Here is a 15800-nt window from a genome sequence, read left to right as displayed (position 1 = left end):
ACTTAAGGAGCCAACCCCTATGGCTTATTACAGACACCCATTGCCCCAGCTGTCTGACGATGTCTTTATTACGGATGGGGGCATCGAAACCGTGCTGATTTTTCAGCAGGGCTGGGATTTGCCAGACTTTGCAGCATTTACGTTGTTGGATCGTCCCCTTGGAACTGAGGCGTTGCAGACCTATTTCAGCATCTACGGAAAACTGGCTCAAACCTATGGCCTGGGTTTAGTTTTAGAGAGCCCCACCTGGCGGGCAAACGCTGACTGGGGTCATCGCCAGGGCTATGGTGCTGCTGAGCTAGCAGATGTGAATCGACGTGCGATCGCACTGCTCGAAACCACTCGCCATGACTACGCCACTGCCCAAAGCCCCATCATCATTAGCGGCTGCATTGGTCCCCGGGCCGACGGCTACAGCCTTGACGTCATGATGAGTGCGGCTGAGGCTGCGTCCTATCATCAGGACCAGGTGGATAGTTTCCGCGACACTACAGCGGATCTGGTTTCAGCCATTACCATGACCTACCCTGAGGAAGCCATCGGCATCGCCCGCGCGGCCCAAAACGCTCAAATGCCTGTGGTCATTTCCTTTACGGTGGAAACCGACGGCACACTACCCAATGGCATGGGGCTACGGGATGCGATTCATACGGTTGATGCAGCCACTGATAGCGCTCCCGCCTATTACATGATCAACTGTGCTCACCCCATTCACTTTGACCGTGCCATTCTGAATCAAGGTGCCTGGGTAGAGCGCATTCGCGGCATCCGTGCCAATGCCTCCATGATGAGCCACGCTGAGCTAAACGAGACCGAAACCCTGGATGAAGGCAATCCCCAAGATCTGGGCGAACGGTTCTACATGCTGAAGCAACAGCTACCGCATCTAACGGTACTGGGGGGCTGTTGTGGTACCGACCACCGTCACATTGAAGCCATCTGCAAAGTCTGTAGTCCAGTCTCAGTGGGTTGAGTTCAGTGCGTAGGATATCCGTGGTAAACCAGTACAAAGATCAATATCTATCCACCACGCACCGTGCTCACCAAAACCCTAAAATCCTTATCCCAGGAACGTTGGCTAGAGGTAACCTCCTTGCTCGGCCTTGGGATAGGGATTTTAATGCGACTTAGCCAGTACTTTAGCAATCGGTCCCTATGGTTCGACGAAGTTGCCCTCGGGCTTAACCTATTGGACCGCAACTATCTGGAATTGCTAGAGGCCCTGGATTACAACCAGGCCGCCCCACCCCTGTTTCTGTGGGTTGAGAAATTTGCCATTGATACATTGGGCAGCCATGAGTTTGCTTTACGGCTATTCCCGTTGTTGGGTGGGTTGTTGTCCCTGGGATTGTTTTATCGGTTTACCCAACAGTTTACGCAAGGATGGGGGCGACCCATTGCAATTTTGCTATTTTCAGTGCTGGGCTACATCGCCTACTTTTCGACTGAAACCAAACCCTATAGCTGGGATGTTGCGATCGCATTATTGTTATTCATGGTGCTGATATCCATGGATACCCTTAAACCCAGCCTCAGAAAATTATCTATGGCTGGCATGCTGGGTATAGTCAGCATCTGGCTTTCATTTCCCAGTATTTTTATCCTGGCAGGTGTTGAAGGCGCTAACATCCTCATCCTTCAACCCTGGAAAATATCCTGGCAATCTCTAAAAGAATTTTTACTACGACGGATTCCTCTCTATGGTGTCTGGATAGGTAGCTTCGTCGGCCTATACTTTGGGGTGATCAGCAAAGCATTGTCAGAGACAGAGTTAGCCAATAGCTGGGCAGGCCGCTACCCCGATAATTTCTGGGATATTGTATGGTTGTTAGACTCCTTTGGCCGATTCTTTTATCGCCCCTTGGGGTTTCCCAGTCCCACAGATGGTGTTGCCATGGTGGCCTTTGTGACTGGCTGTATTTTGTTGTATCGGAGGTCTAAACGTCGACTATTATACCTTGGCAGCCCATTCATCATTTCTCTAATCGCTGCTTTTCTCCATAAATATCCGTTTAGAGAACGACTGATCTTATTTTTAACCCCATTTGCGCTTATCCTTCTGTCAGAAGGAATTGTTTTTTGGTTGGAGAGATGGAAACAAAAGCCTAGAATCCTGGGCGTTATAAGCCTGATCATGGCAATAACCATGATATTCATGCCGTTACAGCGAGGTCTACGCGTTACGATAGTGCCTACAGGTTTGCATTTTGATCACGTGAGACCAACGATTGAATATATTGATACGCACTGGCAATCAGGGGATAAGCTCTATGTTTTGCCAGGAGCACAGCTACAGTTTAAATTTTATAATCGCCGCTTTGAACTGCCGACATCTGACATTGTCCTCAGCCAGTTACAAAACATTGGCATTTGGAAAGTATCTGATGAGGATTTAGAACAGCACTATAGGGAATTAAGGACCCTCAAAACAACAGAGTTACAAAACAAAAAGAGGGTGTGGATTCTGTTGGCGCGCAAACGAGCCGAATCAGAAGAAGCGATTGTAGAGCAGCTGAACCGATTAGGATCACCGTTAGAACGGAAACAATATCCAGGTGCTATGGTGGGTCTATACGATTTTTCATCGTAGCTCTCCCATGTCACCTAAATCCTTAGACCTCACCAAAGTCGCATCTCCCATTGGCACTATTTTATTAGTCACCGATGCCAATGTAGTTGTATCCCTTGACTACGAGGGATATGAGCAACGAATGATGCGGCTATTGGCTAAGCGCTATGGCACCTTTGATTTAGTTGAACTACAACTCGGCAGTGCATGCTACAACCTACTTGAACGTGATTTATTAACCCCCATTCGTCATTATCTAGCAGGGGATCTCACTGCCATTGACCCTATTCCAGTTAACCCTGGTGGCACTAAATTTCAGACAAAGGTTTGGCAAGCTTTACGCTCTATCCCCGCTGGCACTGTAATGTCCTACGGAGAGCTGGCACGACAGTTAGGCAATCCAGCGGCAGTCAGGGCAGTGGGCACCACCAACGGTTTGAATCCTATTTCCATTGTGTTGCCATGTCACCGTGTCATTGGTGCAAACGGCAATTTAACAGGCTACGCAGGCGGATTAGATCGTAAACGCTGGCTCCTAGAGCATGAAGGTCTCGACATCACTCAACTCAAACAGAAAAGCCAAGAAAAACAACTTTCTCTGTTCAACAATTAATAACAATCGACAGATTTCTCTGTTTCAATTTATCTGTTTCATCTGTTTCAACAGTACGGGGAAAACACCAGCAGCCAGTATTCCATGGGTTTGAATAGCATCACCACCCATCAACTCATAGCTCAAGTTTTGCCCCGCTTTATGGTCAGAAACATATGCGTCAACTTAAGGGACTCTAGCCGTACCGACGCTGACGTCGCCCACCGTGACAACAACCGTGTCAAATAAACTAATATCGGTGTCTCCAGGAAATGACACATTAAATGCCCCCTCAGTTGCAGGCAATGTGCCCAAGTCAACCGTCTGCTTGGCTAAATCACCACCGATGGTTAAGTATCCCTGTAGCTCACCATCGGCATCTGTTGCAAAGTCTTGAAATGCCAGATCGCCACCAACGCCAGCGATAATGGCCACACCTACATTGCCGCTGGTGCTGTGGTTATTAGCTCCTGAAAAAGCGCCCATACAATCCTCCTTTTATTGGCCTTTTATTGGTTTAAATAGGGTCCGCCGTAAAAATCCAATAGGTATCCACAAATTTCCAGCAGACCTAAGCTTGATGCACAGTCAGATTACTAAGGTTCCAGCTCCATCGCAATTAGAGCTGAGCATATAATCCCCAAATAGCCATGGGGCGCAGATAGTGACAGGCCCGAAACGTTCCCATAGCCGTAATTGCCTCTGGGGTGCGAAACTGCAAGCCATAGTTATAAATTTGCTGCACCACCGCTTCTGTAATTGCCATGGCTTGATCGCGTTTGCCCATCTGAGCCAAAAATGCCGCTAACCCAAAGTTAATGCCGGTCCAAACCTCTAACTGGTGAGTGTCGTCCGGGTTTTCTGGCGAACCATCGGGCTTCACACCATTGGCTGCACCGATGGCCATCCCTAACTGGGCCGCACTAAAGAAACCCGTTTGGGAACCTGCAAATTTTTGATTTTGTGGTGTCGAATGCTTAGCTGCATACTCATTGAACTTCACAAAACAGGCATCGTAAATCGTGTCGAGGGCAATATTGATAAACTCTTGGTCCACAATGTCCGGCAAATCCATCAGGCGTGCACAAAATTGGCCGCACAGCTGATCGGCCATCACCACATCAGAGTTGCTTTCGGAGTCTAAACGATAGAAACTGCCTGTCCACAGCTTGTTTTGATAAACAATTTTGCCCTGCTTAATCCAGCGCTGATACTGGGATTTCACAATGGCAAAGCTGCCAGAAATTTTTCCATGCTGCTGCAAAAGGTCACCCATTTTGATCGCGGCTTCTAGGGCCGCCAGCCACAGTCCGCCACAGTAGGCGCTCAAGCCCTTAAGCTGCCAGTCATCAAAGGTTTGATCCGGAGCCCCTCCATTTTCAGGGACACCGTCACCATCCAGATCAAACAGCTTGAGATATTGCAACGTCTGAGTCACGGCGGGCCAGCATTCCGCCAGAAACTCAAGGTCATCGCCCCCGGTGAGCACAAAGGCGCGGTATACCTGTAGTACAAAGTCACTGGGTAAGTCCTTCCACTGATTGCAGTCTTGGTAGCTGGTGTAGTTTGTGGCTATCCAAGGATTCTCATTGGGAGCACCCAAGTCGTGAGGGGTGGCACCTTTCAGTTTGCGTGGAGCCAAATGCTCGGATTCACCCATCGTGTAGTAATAGCCAATGATGCGCTTTTTGGGATCTTCTGTGGGGATAGCCCGGGCAAAAGCTCGGATAATGGCCTTTTCGAGTTCGGGCCATAGCATTAGCGTTGAGAAACCACCGTACAGCCGTACATCCAGACTTTCGTACCAGCGGTAATCTATGCACTCCAGCACCCCAAATTGGCCCACAGGATCAGCTTCACTAGCTGCCGACCAGAGCGTACCGCCGCTGGCCATGTCGTAAAGCTCATTAAACAGAGCCATCTTGAACCAATCGGGCAGATCGGGCCGATCGAGAATTGGCTGCTGCCAGTCGATAATGTTTTGTCGCCAGGTTGGGTAATTGGCTAACGCCTCTTGGGCTAACTGCCAGGCATTGCGGCCAGAGCGACCTGATAAGTCAGTGCTGTCGCTACCTAAAAAGTCTGTATACCGTCGATAGGCCAGTTTGCCTTTTGCAAACTCGGTTACGGGTAAATCCCAGGTCAGGACAAAGGGCAGTTCTTGAGTTTCGCCAGGAGCCAGGGTGAATTTGATTGCGATCGCACCACCCACCTGTTCGTCTTTAACAGCAGACGTTGTATCAGCAACATTACTTAACGTCCCATGGCCAGCGAAGCTGTCCCACAGATCACCGCCATCCCCAGCCGGGTTCCAACGGGTGTGATAAGTCATAACCTCCGTGGTTGGCACCGCAATACAAAATTGGCCATCTCCTTCACCAGGACTCTCCGTCCAAGCCCCATCCATGACAATGCCCGTGGCCCGCTCACCGCTGACTAGCAGATTAAAATTGCCAGCACTCTGTCGCAGCGGTGGCACATAGTCATAAAACGGGCTGCCATCCTCCCGCTGCTGAATTTCTGGCGAAGACTCAGAGTTCGTAAACCAGCTCACCATGTTCTGCCAGCTCAGCAAAATGCTCAAGGTAATCGGTTGATCAGTGGGATTATGGGCTGTCCACACAAACACCGCCACCGGGTAGCTACTCTCTTGATAGTTATCGGGCCATATGGGCGAAAACTGTTCGCAAGTCAGGTTTGCGTTAAAAACATCTTGATAGGAATACCAGCTACGGGGATATAGAGCTTTATAGGTGCCTCCCTTGGCATCGTCATTTCCTGTCTGCCCCGCCGGGTACCATTGCCAACGCTCTAACCCATCACCAGTCGTTGCCATGGCATAGGTCTGCGAGGCACCAGCTGCTTCCTCATAGACGGCAAACTGACAGGCCGGAAAATGATCAAAGGTATGCTCGCCACCGTCTAAATGCCACAGGTTGAAGGTGCCGTTGGGTGCCCGGCCAATGCAGCCAGCCCCCAGCCCCCCCAGTGGCATGCCGTGCTCAGGGCCATCATCTAAGTTGCTAGCGTAGCGAACGATATAGGGCGTTTCCCATTGCGCACCGATGGGCCAAGTCCAAGCAACAGAGGGAATTTCAGGGCCAGGCATAAATTACCGTCAAAAACAGCAATCAGCATTTTATAGGGGGAGTGGGGAATAGGGAATAGATACTACAAAGAATCGCTATAACATGGACACAATCGAGCGTGGTTACGATAGCGTTATTTCTAAAGCAAAGGGCTAAGGCAATTTCGGCGCAAGGAGACCGCCCCTATGAAGTCCCCAAACGTTATCTATCCCATCAAAAAACCGATCAGGCGTTTGAGCCATTGGTGCATAAGGCTTTGGGATGGCATTAGTGGCAATGAATATCGCCGCGTCAGGCAATTACGGACAGCCTTAGCAGTCTCGCAACAGAATGAAGCAGATCTAACCCAGCAACTGACCCAAGCCCAAGCTCAATGTTTGGACCTGCAACAGGCCTTAGAAAATAAAAACCAGCAGGTCCATGAGCTATGGGAAGAGCTAGATGTATTAATCGCTGAAAATGATACTGAACTTCAAACGTTAAAACGAGAACTCGCTAACCAAACATCAGCCCTGAGCAATTGTCATTCCAATTTAGTGGCTGTCCAACGGTTCCAGGCAACCGAGGTTCCAGCAACAGCGCCTTTATCAAATTCCCAACCAGATACGACATCAGAAACTAATTTAGCCAATTGGAAAATTGCTTTTGTCGGGGGACACCAAGCCACTAGACGTTTCGTAATCGACACATTACACACTAGCCATGGGCTGATCCATACACCGGTAGAAATTCCATCCCATCGAGAGGTGAGTACGTCTCAGAAGCAACTCAAAGATAAGCTAGCTGATTGCGATCTGGTGGTTTCGATTGTTGGATATTCCAATCATTCACTGACTAAATCCCTAAACCACCTACGGGACAAAGGAGCCCTCAAAGGCAGCATCCTGATTCCCAATAGTCGCGGTGTCACTGGTGTTGTTCGCGATATTTTGGCCTTTGTAGCCAAGCAACCAGACCCGATTCAGGAGCACACTGATTAAGGGAAGCACAGCTTCCCGCAGCCCATTATTTCAAACACCTTTTGGCTAAAGCCAACCATTGGCGACGCCCACAATTAAGCCCACTCGGAATAGTTGCCAGCCAATAAAGGCTATGAGTAAAACGAAGATGATCCGATTGGTCCAGTCTTTTGGGGTAGGGGTACTCATGGCGGAATGGCGGAATTTTTCTTCACTATAGTGTTTCTTTTTGAAACACGTGGGACGGCAATCGTTGAGTTTATTGGAAAGAATACCGATCTTTTGACCGTCAACACTAGGATGAGGGACGTAGTGAGCTCTAACGTAATTCATGGCTGACACCACACCGACTTTGGCTGATTTAGATATGCATCCCTATTTAGTGGAGGGTGAGTTACCACCAGGATTAGCTAGCAAAGTGGGTATCTATGCCATTTTTGATGAGGCTAAAACACTACAATATGTTGGCTACTCAAGAGATGTCAGTGTGGGGCTCACGCAGCATTTAGTGCGCTGTCCACAGCAGTGCCACTGGTTTAAGGTTCACACAGTAACGCGCCCTAGCCGCACACTGCTAGAAGAAATTCGGAAGTCCTGGATCTCAGAATATGGCACCATCCCACCTGGTAACGCTGACCAGCAAACTATGTGGGAAAAACCCATTGATGCTAAAGCCTTTATGACAGAAGTAGAACGGGATGAGATCGCAAACGCCGAACCCTCCCAAACCAACAAATTGCTCAAACAGCTCGCCCGCCGCGTTGAAGCCGACGTCAAAGCCAAAGTTGCCGACCGAGGTGCTCAGATCCCCATTAAGTTCAATCCCAAGCTCAAAGAACAGGGATTATTAGCTCTCAAATAGTATGAAGCGGGACGTTTAGGATGAGAAGTCAGGGGTCAGGAGGCAGATAGCACCGGATATCGAGGGGCATCCACGAGGGAGTGCCCCTACAGGATGGTCCATTGTTCATCGGATTTAATGAATTTGGATTTGGGATAACTCTTGACTCTTGATCCCTAACTCCTGATTTCCCCACCCAGCAAAGCTTTTCCGGCTTAATTAGGGGCGCTATTCACATCCCAAATTGTCCAGCCTTCTTGTTCGCCTATTAAGGTGCCAGGCATATCTGGGTGCCATTCTTGTCGAGTCAGGATATAGCCTGCACCAAACTGCTTTGCCACATCGACTAATTCCGCCGCCGTGCGCTGCATAAATATTGCATCTAACTTATCTTCCGCAGGGGCTGGCAATGTGCCCACCATCGCCTCTAGCCGCTGTTGCCAGGTAACAATACCAGCATCTGTAAAGGGAAACGCCTTAAAAGTAGCCACTACAGAGCGCTGGCTATAGAAACGAAAGATCCGATCTGCGGGAGGTACCAGCACCAGAGCGTCAGTGGGGGTGCGATCGCGAAAGGTTACCCCCAGCTTTTTCACCGGGTGATCATATAACGGAGCAAATTTAATCGCCCGATGAACAGGCCCCAAACTGCGATGAACAATCACACCACCCAGATTGAGACCAACAAACACAACACATACAGCAGTGATCACATAAGCCGCTGGACGCAACCGTTTCACCTGGGCAGGGAACTCCTCTAACAAAAACGGATACGCAAAGCTTAAAAACAGTGCCAAATGGAAGGAATAGGTCACCGTCAGCACAATCAAAAAGAGTGCATAATTCAGGACCGGAAAGCGGTTAACCCGTTGGTTCACATGCTTCCAAAAGGTGTCTCCGCCCGGCTTAATCAGGCTTAAAACCACCACCACCAGAGTAGTCAGTCCACCATAGTTGTCGACAACAGGCGCAGCAATTAAGAGTAATGCCAGCGCCTGATTCCCTCGGCGATAGTGTTCGCTGGCATACACAGCAATAGCCGTCAGCGCCATTAGCAAAATAAACGGTGTTGTTCGTGCAAACTGCAGTTTAGCCACAGTCGCGATGGGATAAACCTCCACAAACCAATAGCCAAGAGCTAAGAGCCCACAGCCCATCACCATGGCAGAGCCAATGGTCATTTTGTGATTGGGCTTTAACTGTCGAGAGCCATATAAACACGCCAAACCTGCCACCAAAAAGTGAACAAACCGCCACCAGCTCTTGACGGAAAATTGGGACATGATGATGTGGTGGGGGTGGCGCACATAGCCATAGAGCCAAATAAAGTCTGAATTGCTGAGCAAATCGCTACTCGTATTGCCACTCAGCACCATGGGACTGTAAACCATGCCTGCCAAAACCAGCAGGGCTCCCCATGCCCCTAAAAGCTGTTTGGGTCGTTTGTGCCTGAGGCAATAAAAAATCAACGCCGGAGTGAATAAAACCCCTGGCAACAAACCAACCAGAAACTGTAGTAGACAGCTGATGCCAAATAAGACATAGCCCCGTATCCACTGCTGCCTCAAACAGAAGTAAATCCCCCAAACCGAGATCGCAATGGCATAAACACTGGGGTTCGGAGAGCGCCGAAACAAATCCGTAACCCCCACAGTGCCATCCACAACAGCTAAGCCCAGAAAGGGTAAAGCCGCGGCAGCCAGTTTAGACTGCCCCAACTCTCGACCAATGGCATATAGCCCCAAACTCAAGCCTGCAAATGAGATCGCAAAGTAAATAAAGCAGACCATCGGCACACTCAAGCCCAGCTTCACCGGTAGCGCTAAAGCATAGTAATAGTAGGACCTCGGTGTGAACTGGAGCATCTCCTGCACATAGAAGTCCTGACTGTAGAGTGTGGGGTCTACCAGAGCCATCACCGCAGGCATCTGATTAAAAACATTCTCTTTTGAGAAGTTGTAACCATAGGCCACTAAACCACTCAGTGCCATCGCCAGCTGCATCAGCATAGGAGGCTTAGTCATTGTTTTCGCGTTGGCCATCATCCATTAGATTTCATGGGGTCTAGCGATCAGGTTAAAACGCAATGGCACCTCTGATCAAAAAAGGAGCCGCCCCATTAGCCGCTCCCTTTTCAAAATTATTTAGGTAAAAAACACAAAATCACTGACTAAAACGTGATTCCAAAAACGTTATCCAAAATGCGCTGCATGATTTGCACACCGGTCACCGCCTGCCAGCCAAACAAACCCACAAGAATTACGTTGAGGCTAATGTGGGTCAAGCGAGCAGTTTCGCTACCACGCTGCATGTAGGGCACAAGGGATGCTGCGATCGCAATTAAACCCGTCATCCCTAGACCAGCCAATAGATGGGGACCGACAAATAGCTTGCCGTTGTTGAGATAGGTAACAGCCATACCGCCGATGGTACCGAGTACCATCAGCGCCAAGATGATTGACCCGATCTGGTGGTGCTTAAGGGCAAATTTACCTTTGATAAGTTCTTTCTTTGCTTCACCACTGGCGTAACGGACCTTTCGGCTCTGGAAGCCCAAATACATGGCATATACAGTGAGGCCAAACAGGACCCACATCAACATTGGATGGAAAAAATTCAGATAAGGCTTAATAGTTTCAAGGGTCTCAGGACTCATGGTGGGTAATATCTTAACGCGTCATAAAACTTAGTATATTGCGCTCAACTACATTCTGCCGTTGTATTGAAGCGACTTTCACCGAGAAAAAACCTGCATGTCACCCATACATTTTCAGCCAAGCCCCTTAAACAAGCACGATCGCTCAGGTTATTCCAGGGCAGATTTGGCAAAATAGTCCCATTAGGGATGTCCGAGCATCATTCTGAGATCCAATCGCTTCGTTATTCCGAGCCATGATGAAGGTCAATAAACGTTTTGCGCTGCTCTTAGCAGTGGGGTTCAGTCTTACGATACTGCTCAGCCCAGTGTTGCCAGGTCGAGCATCCGAACGCCCTGCTCATATCATTCTCCACAACAGTGGCAATAGTGACACTCCTGAGCAGAGTGTAGACTCAACAGGCGAGGAAACTAGCGACGACGCCTCAGATGCTGAGACCACAGCGGAGGATGAGGTTGAAAAGGATGCCGCTGATGAAACTAGTGACGAGGCCTCAGACGCTGAAACGGTAGCGGAAGATGAGGTTGAATACGATGCTGAAGCTGCCGCCCTGGAACAAGAAACTTGGTTTCAGCGAGAGCTGATTATAGAGGCAGACCGACTATATCTGGCCGGTGATGTTGCCACTGCCGAAGAGTACTATCGTGAAGCCAAAACGTTTGGTTGGCGAGATGATGATGATTTAGAAAATATTCCAGCCGAACCTTTTCGCAATCCTGAGCAGCTTTCCCCTGGTGGAGCCGTCTATTGGCGCGAGTCTTCCCGTGGCATAGAGGCGGGCAGAGAGTCCCAAACCCTGGTTCCCTTAGGCTTACTCACAGAAGAAGTTCCAGCCTTTATCCCAGGTCATCTGCGTTATGCCGAGCTACTCCAAACCTACGAGCGTCCAGAGGATGCTGAAATAGTTCTGGAAAAGGCACTGACACTATATCCATACGATCCTGATTTACTCAGTGCTCAGATTGAGTTGATGATGAAGCAAGAAGAATGGATTGAAGCATCGATTGCGTCACGTCAATTTGCATTATTGAATGAAGAGCATCCTGACGCAGAACACTACGCCAATCTAGCTGATGAAAACTTGGATCGGTTTAAGTCAGCCACCAATGCCAAAATTCGGAATAATGCGATCGCAAACATTTTCACTGGAGCCGCTGGTTATATCCTCACTGGCGGTCTATACGGTCCCTTTACCGCCCTCAACTCCAGCCTGATCCTGCTGCAGGGCGAAAAATCGTTAGGAGAATCAGTCGCTAACTCAGCCCGCGAGCAGCTTCCCCTCTCCGAAGATGAAGAGCTTTTAGCCTATGTCCGTGGCATTGGAAATCAGTTAGCTTCCGTAGCCGGTCGCGATGATTTTGACTACACCTTCGATGTCATTCTTGACCGAGAATTGAATGCATTTGCCCTACCTGGCGGCAAAATCTTCGTCAATGCTGGAGCCATTCTCGACACCGATAGCGAAGCTGAGCTTGCTGGACTGCTGGGCCATGAAATCTCCCACGCCGTCCTCTCCCACGGGTTTCAAATGGTGACCAAGGGCAACCTCACCGCCAGCCTCACCCAGTACTTACCATTGCCAGGCCTAGTCACCAACGCGATTGTCTCGGGCTATTCTCGCAGCATGGAGCGACAAGCAGATATCGTCGGCACTCAAATCCTGGCCTCCAGCGGTTATGCCGCCGATGGCATGCATGGTCTCATGCTTGCCTTAGAAGAGCGCTACGGAGACCGTCAAGTTGTCCCCTGGCTTGCATCCCACCCAGCCCCCCAGGACCGCGTAGATTATCTACAAGCCATTGTCGAAAATGGCGGCTACAACCGCTATGCCTACGAGGGTGTACTGGGTCACGAAGCGCAGCAAGCCAGGGCCGAGGCAGAACTCGCTGCCTATGAAGCTGAAAACGGCGAAACCGTTGAAGATGAAACGGTTGCCGACGATGACGAAATCGAAGAAGCCGTTGAGGACGTTCAACAAGAGCAAGAAGAAGCCATGGATGCTGAAACAGAGCCTGTCACGACAGATGAGGCAGCAGAATAGGGTCTATTAGTTTCCAAGCTGGCCTACTTCACCTCACATCAGCCATGGGATAAACTGACGCTCATGGAAGCTCAGGAATTACGATTAGCCAAATATTTCACGGCAGGCATATCCTTTTTGCTACTAGCCCTGGGAGGAAGTCTTTGGCCATTCACCTGGTGGGACATGTATTCCACTGGTGATGGCTATAGCCCCCCCACTGAAGTGAGTCGTCTTGAACTCCACGTTGTAGACAGTTCTGGGCAACAGCATGTCTTACGCCCCATGGATCTCTACACATTGGATAACGACACCTCTAACCAAACCCCTGGGCACCAGCTGGTGCAAAATGCCATAGAAGGCAACGCTGAACAGCAGGCGATCTATCGCCCTTACCTGATTCAACAAATAGAATTTGCCCTTGACACCAAAATTGAGCAGGTTGAGGCTTGGCGTTACTTTTGGCAAGTCGACTTTGACCAACAGCCTCCCATGGACATTCATCAACCTGCCCAGACTGTTCTGATTGATCGTTTTGCTGCCCATCCCACAGACTGAAATTGTCTAAGCCTGTCTAAGCCCCTATGAGATTTTTTCAGCGGATTGAACGTCGCTATGTTCAGTGGCTCACCCGCCCTGCCCAAAATGCGGCTGGACGCATGGGCCTCTATCGCATTGTTTATAGCTTGTTCTATCTCTGGTTTCTCAGCCCCTTAAACTTCTCTGAGCTGAACCTGGTGCCCGCAAGTCGCTGGGACCCAACTATTTTATTGAGTGGACTATCGCCACTACCAGACGGCGGCTACGCTGCCATGGAAACACTTTTGGTGATGGCATTAGTGTTGCTATTGCTAGGGTATAGAACCCGTCTAGCCACCCTAGGTGTTTTACTCATGGGATTTGGGTTAGCAGGGTTTCGCACTGGCTTTCTCATTCAAGAACGTACCATTGTACTCACGGTGTTTTATGTCCCCTTGTTCATGCTGTTTTCTAGATGGGGCGAGACCTACTCCATTGATGCGTTACTAAAACAAAAGCATGGGCACCCCGCCACCTCACCTCATTCATCTTCCTGGCGTTACATATGGCCAGCACGCGGGCTCATGGTAATTTTATCCATCTTATTTCTGTCGGCGGCGGCGGTGAAATTGATGGAGGTGGCTTGGCTGGTTGAACCCCGGCTAGTGGGCGATTTTATCCTCGCAAAGGGAGTTAAAAGCCATCTCACCAATGGGTTTCCCATTCATCCATTGGGACCACACATAGGCCGTACTGCTGCGTTGTCAATTCCCTCACAGTATGTGGTGCTGCTATTTGAAACCTGCTTTGTTCTAGTTCTCTTTAATCGGTTTGCCCAAGCTCTGCTCTTTCGACTAGCCCCTATTTTCCATAGTTTCAACACACTGTTATTGGGCATTCCATTCACATCGGTGCTCAGCATGTATGCCGCTTTTCCAGATTGGCAAAAGCTGTATGAACGGTTTTATCCCAAAGTTTTAAGACTCCAATGCTTAAACAAACTGCCATCATCACTGTTGGCAGCAGGGTCAATGGGCTCAGCGTTACTAGTTGGCCTACTTTGGAATACCACGCCCATGCCTCGTCAGGTTTTTGGCCTATTTGGTTTACTCAGCTACCAAACCCTTTGGTTTGCCCTATTGCCGTTTGTATTGATATGGATTTGCAGCCCTCTTTGGCGACGTCTGCGGGGTGATCAACCCTTACCCACACCTGAACGACTATAGGTTTTTATTATTATCCCCATTCACTAGACGCACTGATAAGTATGGGTTTATTGCGAAATGTAACCTATTTGTTACCTGCGGGCTGCTCCAAGTCAATGACCTTGGTAGACTAGAATCCACGTACGATGCCAGTTTTTTATCAATTTACTGGCCCGACACCTTAATGCGGTTTCATAGCGCTTTAACCATAAATATCTTGATAGAGGACTCATGGTAGATTCCCTAAGGAAACCTCAGGAAAAAACTCGATTTGATGAGCTACGGCCTGGGGTTAAGGCACCTTCTAAAGACACGATCCTCACCCCTCGCTTTTATACCACTGACTTTGACGAAATGGCCGAGATGGACCTATCCGTCAATGAAGATGAGGTACGCGCCATCATAGAAGAGTTTCGTGCTGACTATAACCGCCATCACTTCGTGCGGACCGATGTGTTTGACCAGTCGTGGGAGCACATTGATGGTGACACTCGAGCTCTATTTATTGAATTTCTAGAGCGCTCCTGTACAGCTGAATTCTCTGGATTCCTGCTTTATAAGGAGTTAGGTCGTCGTCTTAAGGACAAAAACCCCCTTCTAGCTGAAGGTTTTACCCTGATGTCCCGCGATGAAGCTCGCCATGCAGGCTTCCTCAACAAGGCGATGTCGGACTTCAACCTCCAATTAGACCTTGGTTTCTTGACCAAGAGCAAGAGCTACACTTTCTTCAAGCCTAAGTTCATCTTCTATGCCACATATCTGTCTGAGAAGATTGGCTACTGGCGCTACATCACTATTTTCCGTCACTTAGATTCTCATCCTGAGAATCGGATTTATCCTATCTTCCAGTTCTTTGAGAACTGGTGTCAGGATGAGAACCGCCATGGTGACTTCTTCTCCGCCATCATGAAGGCGCAGCCCCAGATTCTCAATGACTGGCAGGCTAAGCTATGGTGCCGTTTCTTCCTGCTGTCGGTATTTGCCACGATGTTCTTGAATGATATTCAGCGCAGTGGCTTCTACGCATCTTTAGGTCTAGATGCACGTGAGTACGATATTCACGTCATCAAAAAGACCAATGAGTCAGCTGCTAAGGTCTTCCCTGTGATGCTGAATGTAGAGCACCCCGACTTCTTCAAGCATATGGATACAGCGTCTGATGCCAGCTTGAAGGTCGCTGAGATTGGCAAGAGCAATCAGCCTAAGCCTGTGAAGCTTCTACGTCAGCTGCCTCACATCGCAAAAATCGGTGTGAAAATGGTTCAGCTTTACTTCATGAAGCCCATCGATATGGCAACTACCCGTGGCGTTGTTCGCTAGATAACAGTTGCTTCAACGTTAACAGCCGG

14 protein-coding genes are annotated in these 15800 nt (G+C 49.2%); 9 read left to right on the top strand and 5 right to left on the bottom strand.

What is annotated here, in order from left to right; genetic code table 11:
- Window positions 1-19 precede the first annotated feature (19 nt).
- From SPB21_RS24545 to SPB21_RS24535, 3 genes are all read left to right on the top strand, one after another.
- Complete coding sequence (locus SPB21_RS24545) at window positions 20-973, top strand: homocysteine S-methyltransferase family protein (RefSeq protein ID WP_499059730.1); 954 nt, start codon at window positions 20-22, stop codon at window positions 971-973.
- Between the two features lie 63 nt (window positions 974-1036).
- Window positions 1037-2590, top strand: coding sequence for a glycosyltransferase family 39 protein (locus SPB21_RS24540; protein WP_499867911.1), 1554 nt, complete (start codon window positions 1037-1039; stop codon window positions 2588-2590).
- A 7-nt stretch (window positions 2591-2597) separates the two neighbouring features.
- Window positions 2598-3182: a methylated-DNA--[protein]-cysteine S-methyltransferase gene (locus SPB21_RS24535; protein ID WP_163666100.1), complete on the top strand. Its 585-nt coding sequence runs from the start codon at window positions 2598-2600 to the stop codon at window positions 3180-3182.
- A 165-nt stretch (window positions 3183-3347) separates the two neighbouring features.
- On the opposite strand, the gene SPB21_RS24530 is transcribed toward SPB21_RS24535, so the two are convergent.
- The gene (locus SPB21_RS24530; protein ID WP_163666098.1) at window positions 3348-3647 is read right to left on the bottom strand and encodes a hypothetical protein; all 300 of its coding nucleotides are present in this window, start codon (window positions 3645-3647) and stop codon (window positions 3348-3350) included.
- 133 nt (window positions 3648-3780) lie between these two features.
- On the bottom strand, window positions 3781-6270 hold the full coding sequence (locus SPB21_RS24525; RefSeq protein ID WP_499867910.1) for a GH116 family glycosyl hydrolase: 2490 nt from the start codon (window positions 6268-6270) through the stop codon (window positions 3781-3783).
- A gap of 165 nt (window positions 6271-6435) precedes the next feature.
- Here SPB21_RS24525 and SPB21_RS24520 point away from each other — a divergent pair, with 165 nt between their 5' ends.
- Entirely contained in the window at window positions 6436-7230 is a 795-nt protein-coding gene (locus tag SPB21_RS24520) for a hypothetical protein (RefSeq protein WP_163666094.1), read from the top strand.
- Window positions 7231-7275: 45 nt separating this feature from the next.
- Here SPB21_RS24520 and SPB21_RS24515 read toward each other — a convergent pair whose 3' ends face one another.
- A complete protein-coding gene (locus tag SPB21_RS24515; RefSeq protein ID WP_499867909.1) occupies window positions 7276-7398 on the bottom strand; it encodes a hypothetical protein in 123 nt (40 codons plus the stop codon).
- 142 nt (window positions 7399-7540) lie between these two features.
- Here SPB21_RS24515 and SPB21_RS24510 point away from each other — a divergent pair, with 142 nt between their 5' ends.
- Window positions 7541-8071: a GIY-YIG nuclease family protein gene (locus SPB21_RS24510; protein ID WP_163666092.1), complete on the top strand. Its 531-nt coding sequence runs from the start codon at window positions 7541-7543 to the stop codon at window positions 8069-8071.
- Between the two features lie 194 nt (window positions 8072-8265).
- Here SPB21_RS24510 and SPB21_RS24505 read toward each other — a convergent pair whose 3' ends face one another.
- Both SPB21_RS24505 and SPB21_RS24500 read right to left on the bottom strand, forming a co-directional pair.
- Window positions 8266-10074: a DUF6798 domain-containing protein gene (locus tag SPB21_RS24505; protein ID WP_499867908.1), complete on the bottom strand. Its 1809-nt coding sequence runs from the start codon at window positions 10072-10074 to the stop codon at window positions 8266-8268.
- A 146-nt stretch (window positions 10075-10220) separates the two neighbouring features.
- On the bottom strand, window positions 10221-10706 hold the full coding sequence (locus SPB21_RS24500; protein WP_499867907.1) for a DUF4079 domain-containing protein: 486 nt from the start codon (window positions 10704-10706) through the stop codon (window positions 10221-10223).
- A gap of 236 nt (window positions 10707-10942) precedes the next feature.
- Between SPB21_RS24500 and SPB21_RS24495 the strand changes: the two genes are divergently transcribed.
- The 4 genes from SPB21_RS24495 to acsF all read left to right on the top strand — a co-directional run bounded on the left by SPB21_RS24495 (window position 10943) and on the right by acsF (window position 15771).
- Window positions 10943-12748, top strand: a complete 1806-nt coding sequence (locus SPB21_RS24495) for a M48 family metallopeptidase (RefSeq protein ID WP_499867906.1) — start codon at window positions 10943-10945, stop codon at window positions 12746-12748.
- A gap of 63 nt (window positions 12749-12811) precedes the next feature.
- On the top strand, window positions 12812-13285 hold the full coding sequence (locus SPB21_RS24490; RefSeq protein ID WP_163696386.1) for a hypothetical protein: 474 nt from the start codon (window positions 12812-12814) through the stop codon (window positions 13283-13285).
- A gap of 26 nt (window positions 13286-13311) precedes the next feature.
- Window positions 13312-14472, top strand: coding sequence for a hypothetical protein (locus SPB21_RS24485; protein WP_499867905.1), 1161 nt, complete (start codon window positions 13312-13314; stop codon window positions 14470-14472).
- A gap of 210 nt (window positions 14473-14682) precedes the next feature.
- A complete protein-coding gene (gene acsF / locus SPB21_RS24480; protein ID WP_499867904.1) occupies window positions 14683-15771 on the top strand; it encodes a magnesium-protoporphyrin IX monomethyl ester (oxidative) cyclase in 1089 nt (362 codons plus the stop codon).
- Window positions 15772-15800: the final 29 nt, after the last annotated feature.

The sequence above is a fragment of the Leptothoe sp. ISB3NOV94-8A genome (genome assembly GCF_043421595.1).
In the GTDB taxonomy this organism is placed as follows: domain Bacteria; phylum Cyanobacteriota; class Cyanobacteriia; order Phormidesmidales; family Phormidesmidaceae; genus Leptothoe; species Leptothoe turfae.
Note: the sequence above shows the minus strand (reverse complement) of the source record. Positions and strands in the feature narration are given on the sequence as shown.

Excerpts from the sequence above, each read along its gene's own strand:
- SPB21_RS24545 (WP_499059730.1), top strand. The coding sequence starts at position 20 with ATGGCTTATTACAGACACCCATTGCCCCAGCTGTCTGACGATGTCTTT.
- SPB21_RS24535 (WP_163666100.1), top strand. The coding sequence starts at position 2,598 with ATGTCACCTAAATCCTTAGACCTCACCAAAGTCGCATCTCCCATTGGC.
- SPB21_RS24530 (WP_163666098.1), bottom strand. The coding sequence starts at position 3,647 with ATGGGCGCTTTTTCAGGAGCTAATAACCACAGCACCAGCGGCAATGTA.
- SPB21_RS24525 (WP_499867910.1), bottom strand. The coding sequence starts at position 6,270 with ATGCCTGGCCCTGAAATTCCCTCTGTTGCTTGGACTTGGCCCATCGGT.
- SPB21_RS24520 (WP_163666094.1), top strand. The coding sequence starts at position 6,436 with ATGAAGTCCCCAAACGTTATCTATCCCATCAAAAAACCGATCAGGCGT.
- SPB21_RS24515 (WP_499867909.1), bottom strand. The coding sequence starts at position 7,398 with ATGAGTACCCCTACCCCAAAAGACTGGACCAATCGGATCATCTTCGTT.
- SPB21_RS24510 (WP_163666092.1), top strand. The coding sequence starts at position 7,541 with ATGGCTGACACCACACCGACTTTGGCTGATTTAGATATGCATCCCTAT.
- SPB21_RS24505 (WP_499867908.1), bottom strand. The coding sequence starts at position 10,074 with ATGACTAAGCCTCCTATGCTGATGCAGCTGGCGATGGCACTGAGTGGT.
- SPB21_RS24500 (WP_499867907.1), bottom strand. The coding sequence starts at position 10,706 with ATGAGTCCTGAGACCCTTGAAACTATTAAGCCTTATCTGAATTTTTTC.
- SPB21_RS24495 (WP_499867906.1), top strand. The coding sequence starts at position 10,943 with ATGATGAAGGTCAATAAACGTTTTGCGCTGCTCTTAGCAGTGGGGTTC.
- SPB21_RS24490 (WP_163696386.1), top strand. The coding sequence starts at position 12,812 with ATGGAAGCTCAGGAATTACGATTAGCCAAATATTTCACGGCAGGCATA.
- SPB21_RS24485 (WP_499867905.1), top strand. The coding sequence starts at position 13,312 with ATGAGATTTTTTCAGCGGATTGAACGTCGCTATGTTCAGTGGCTCACC.
- acsF (WP_499867904.1), top strand. The coding sequence starts at position 14,683 with ATGGTAGATTCCCTAAGGAAACCTCAGGAAAAAACTCGATTTGATGAG.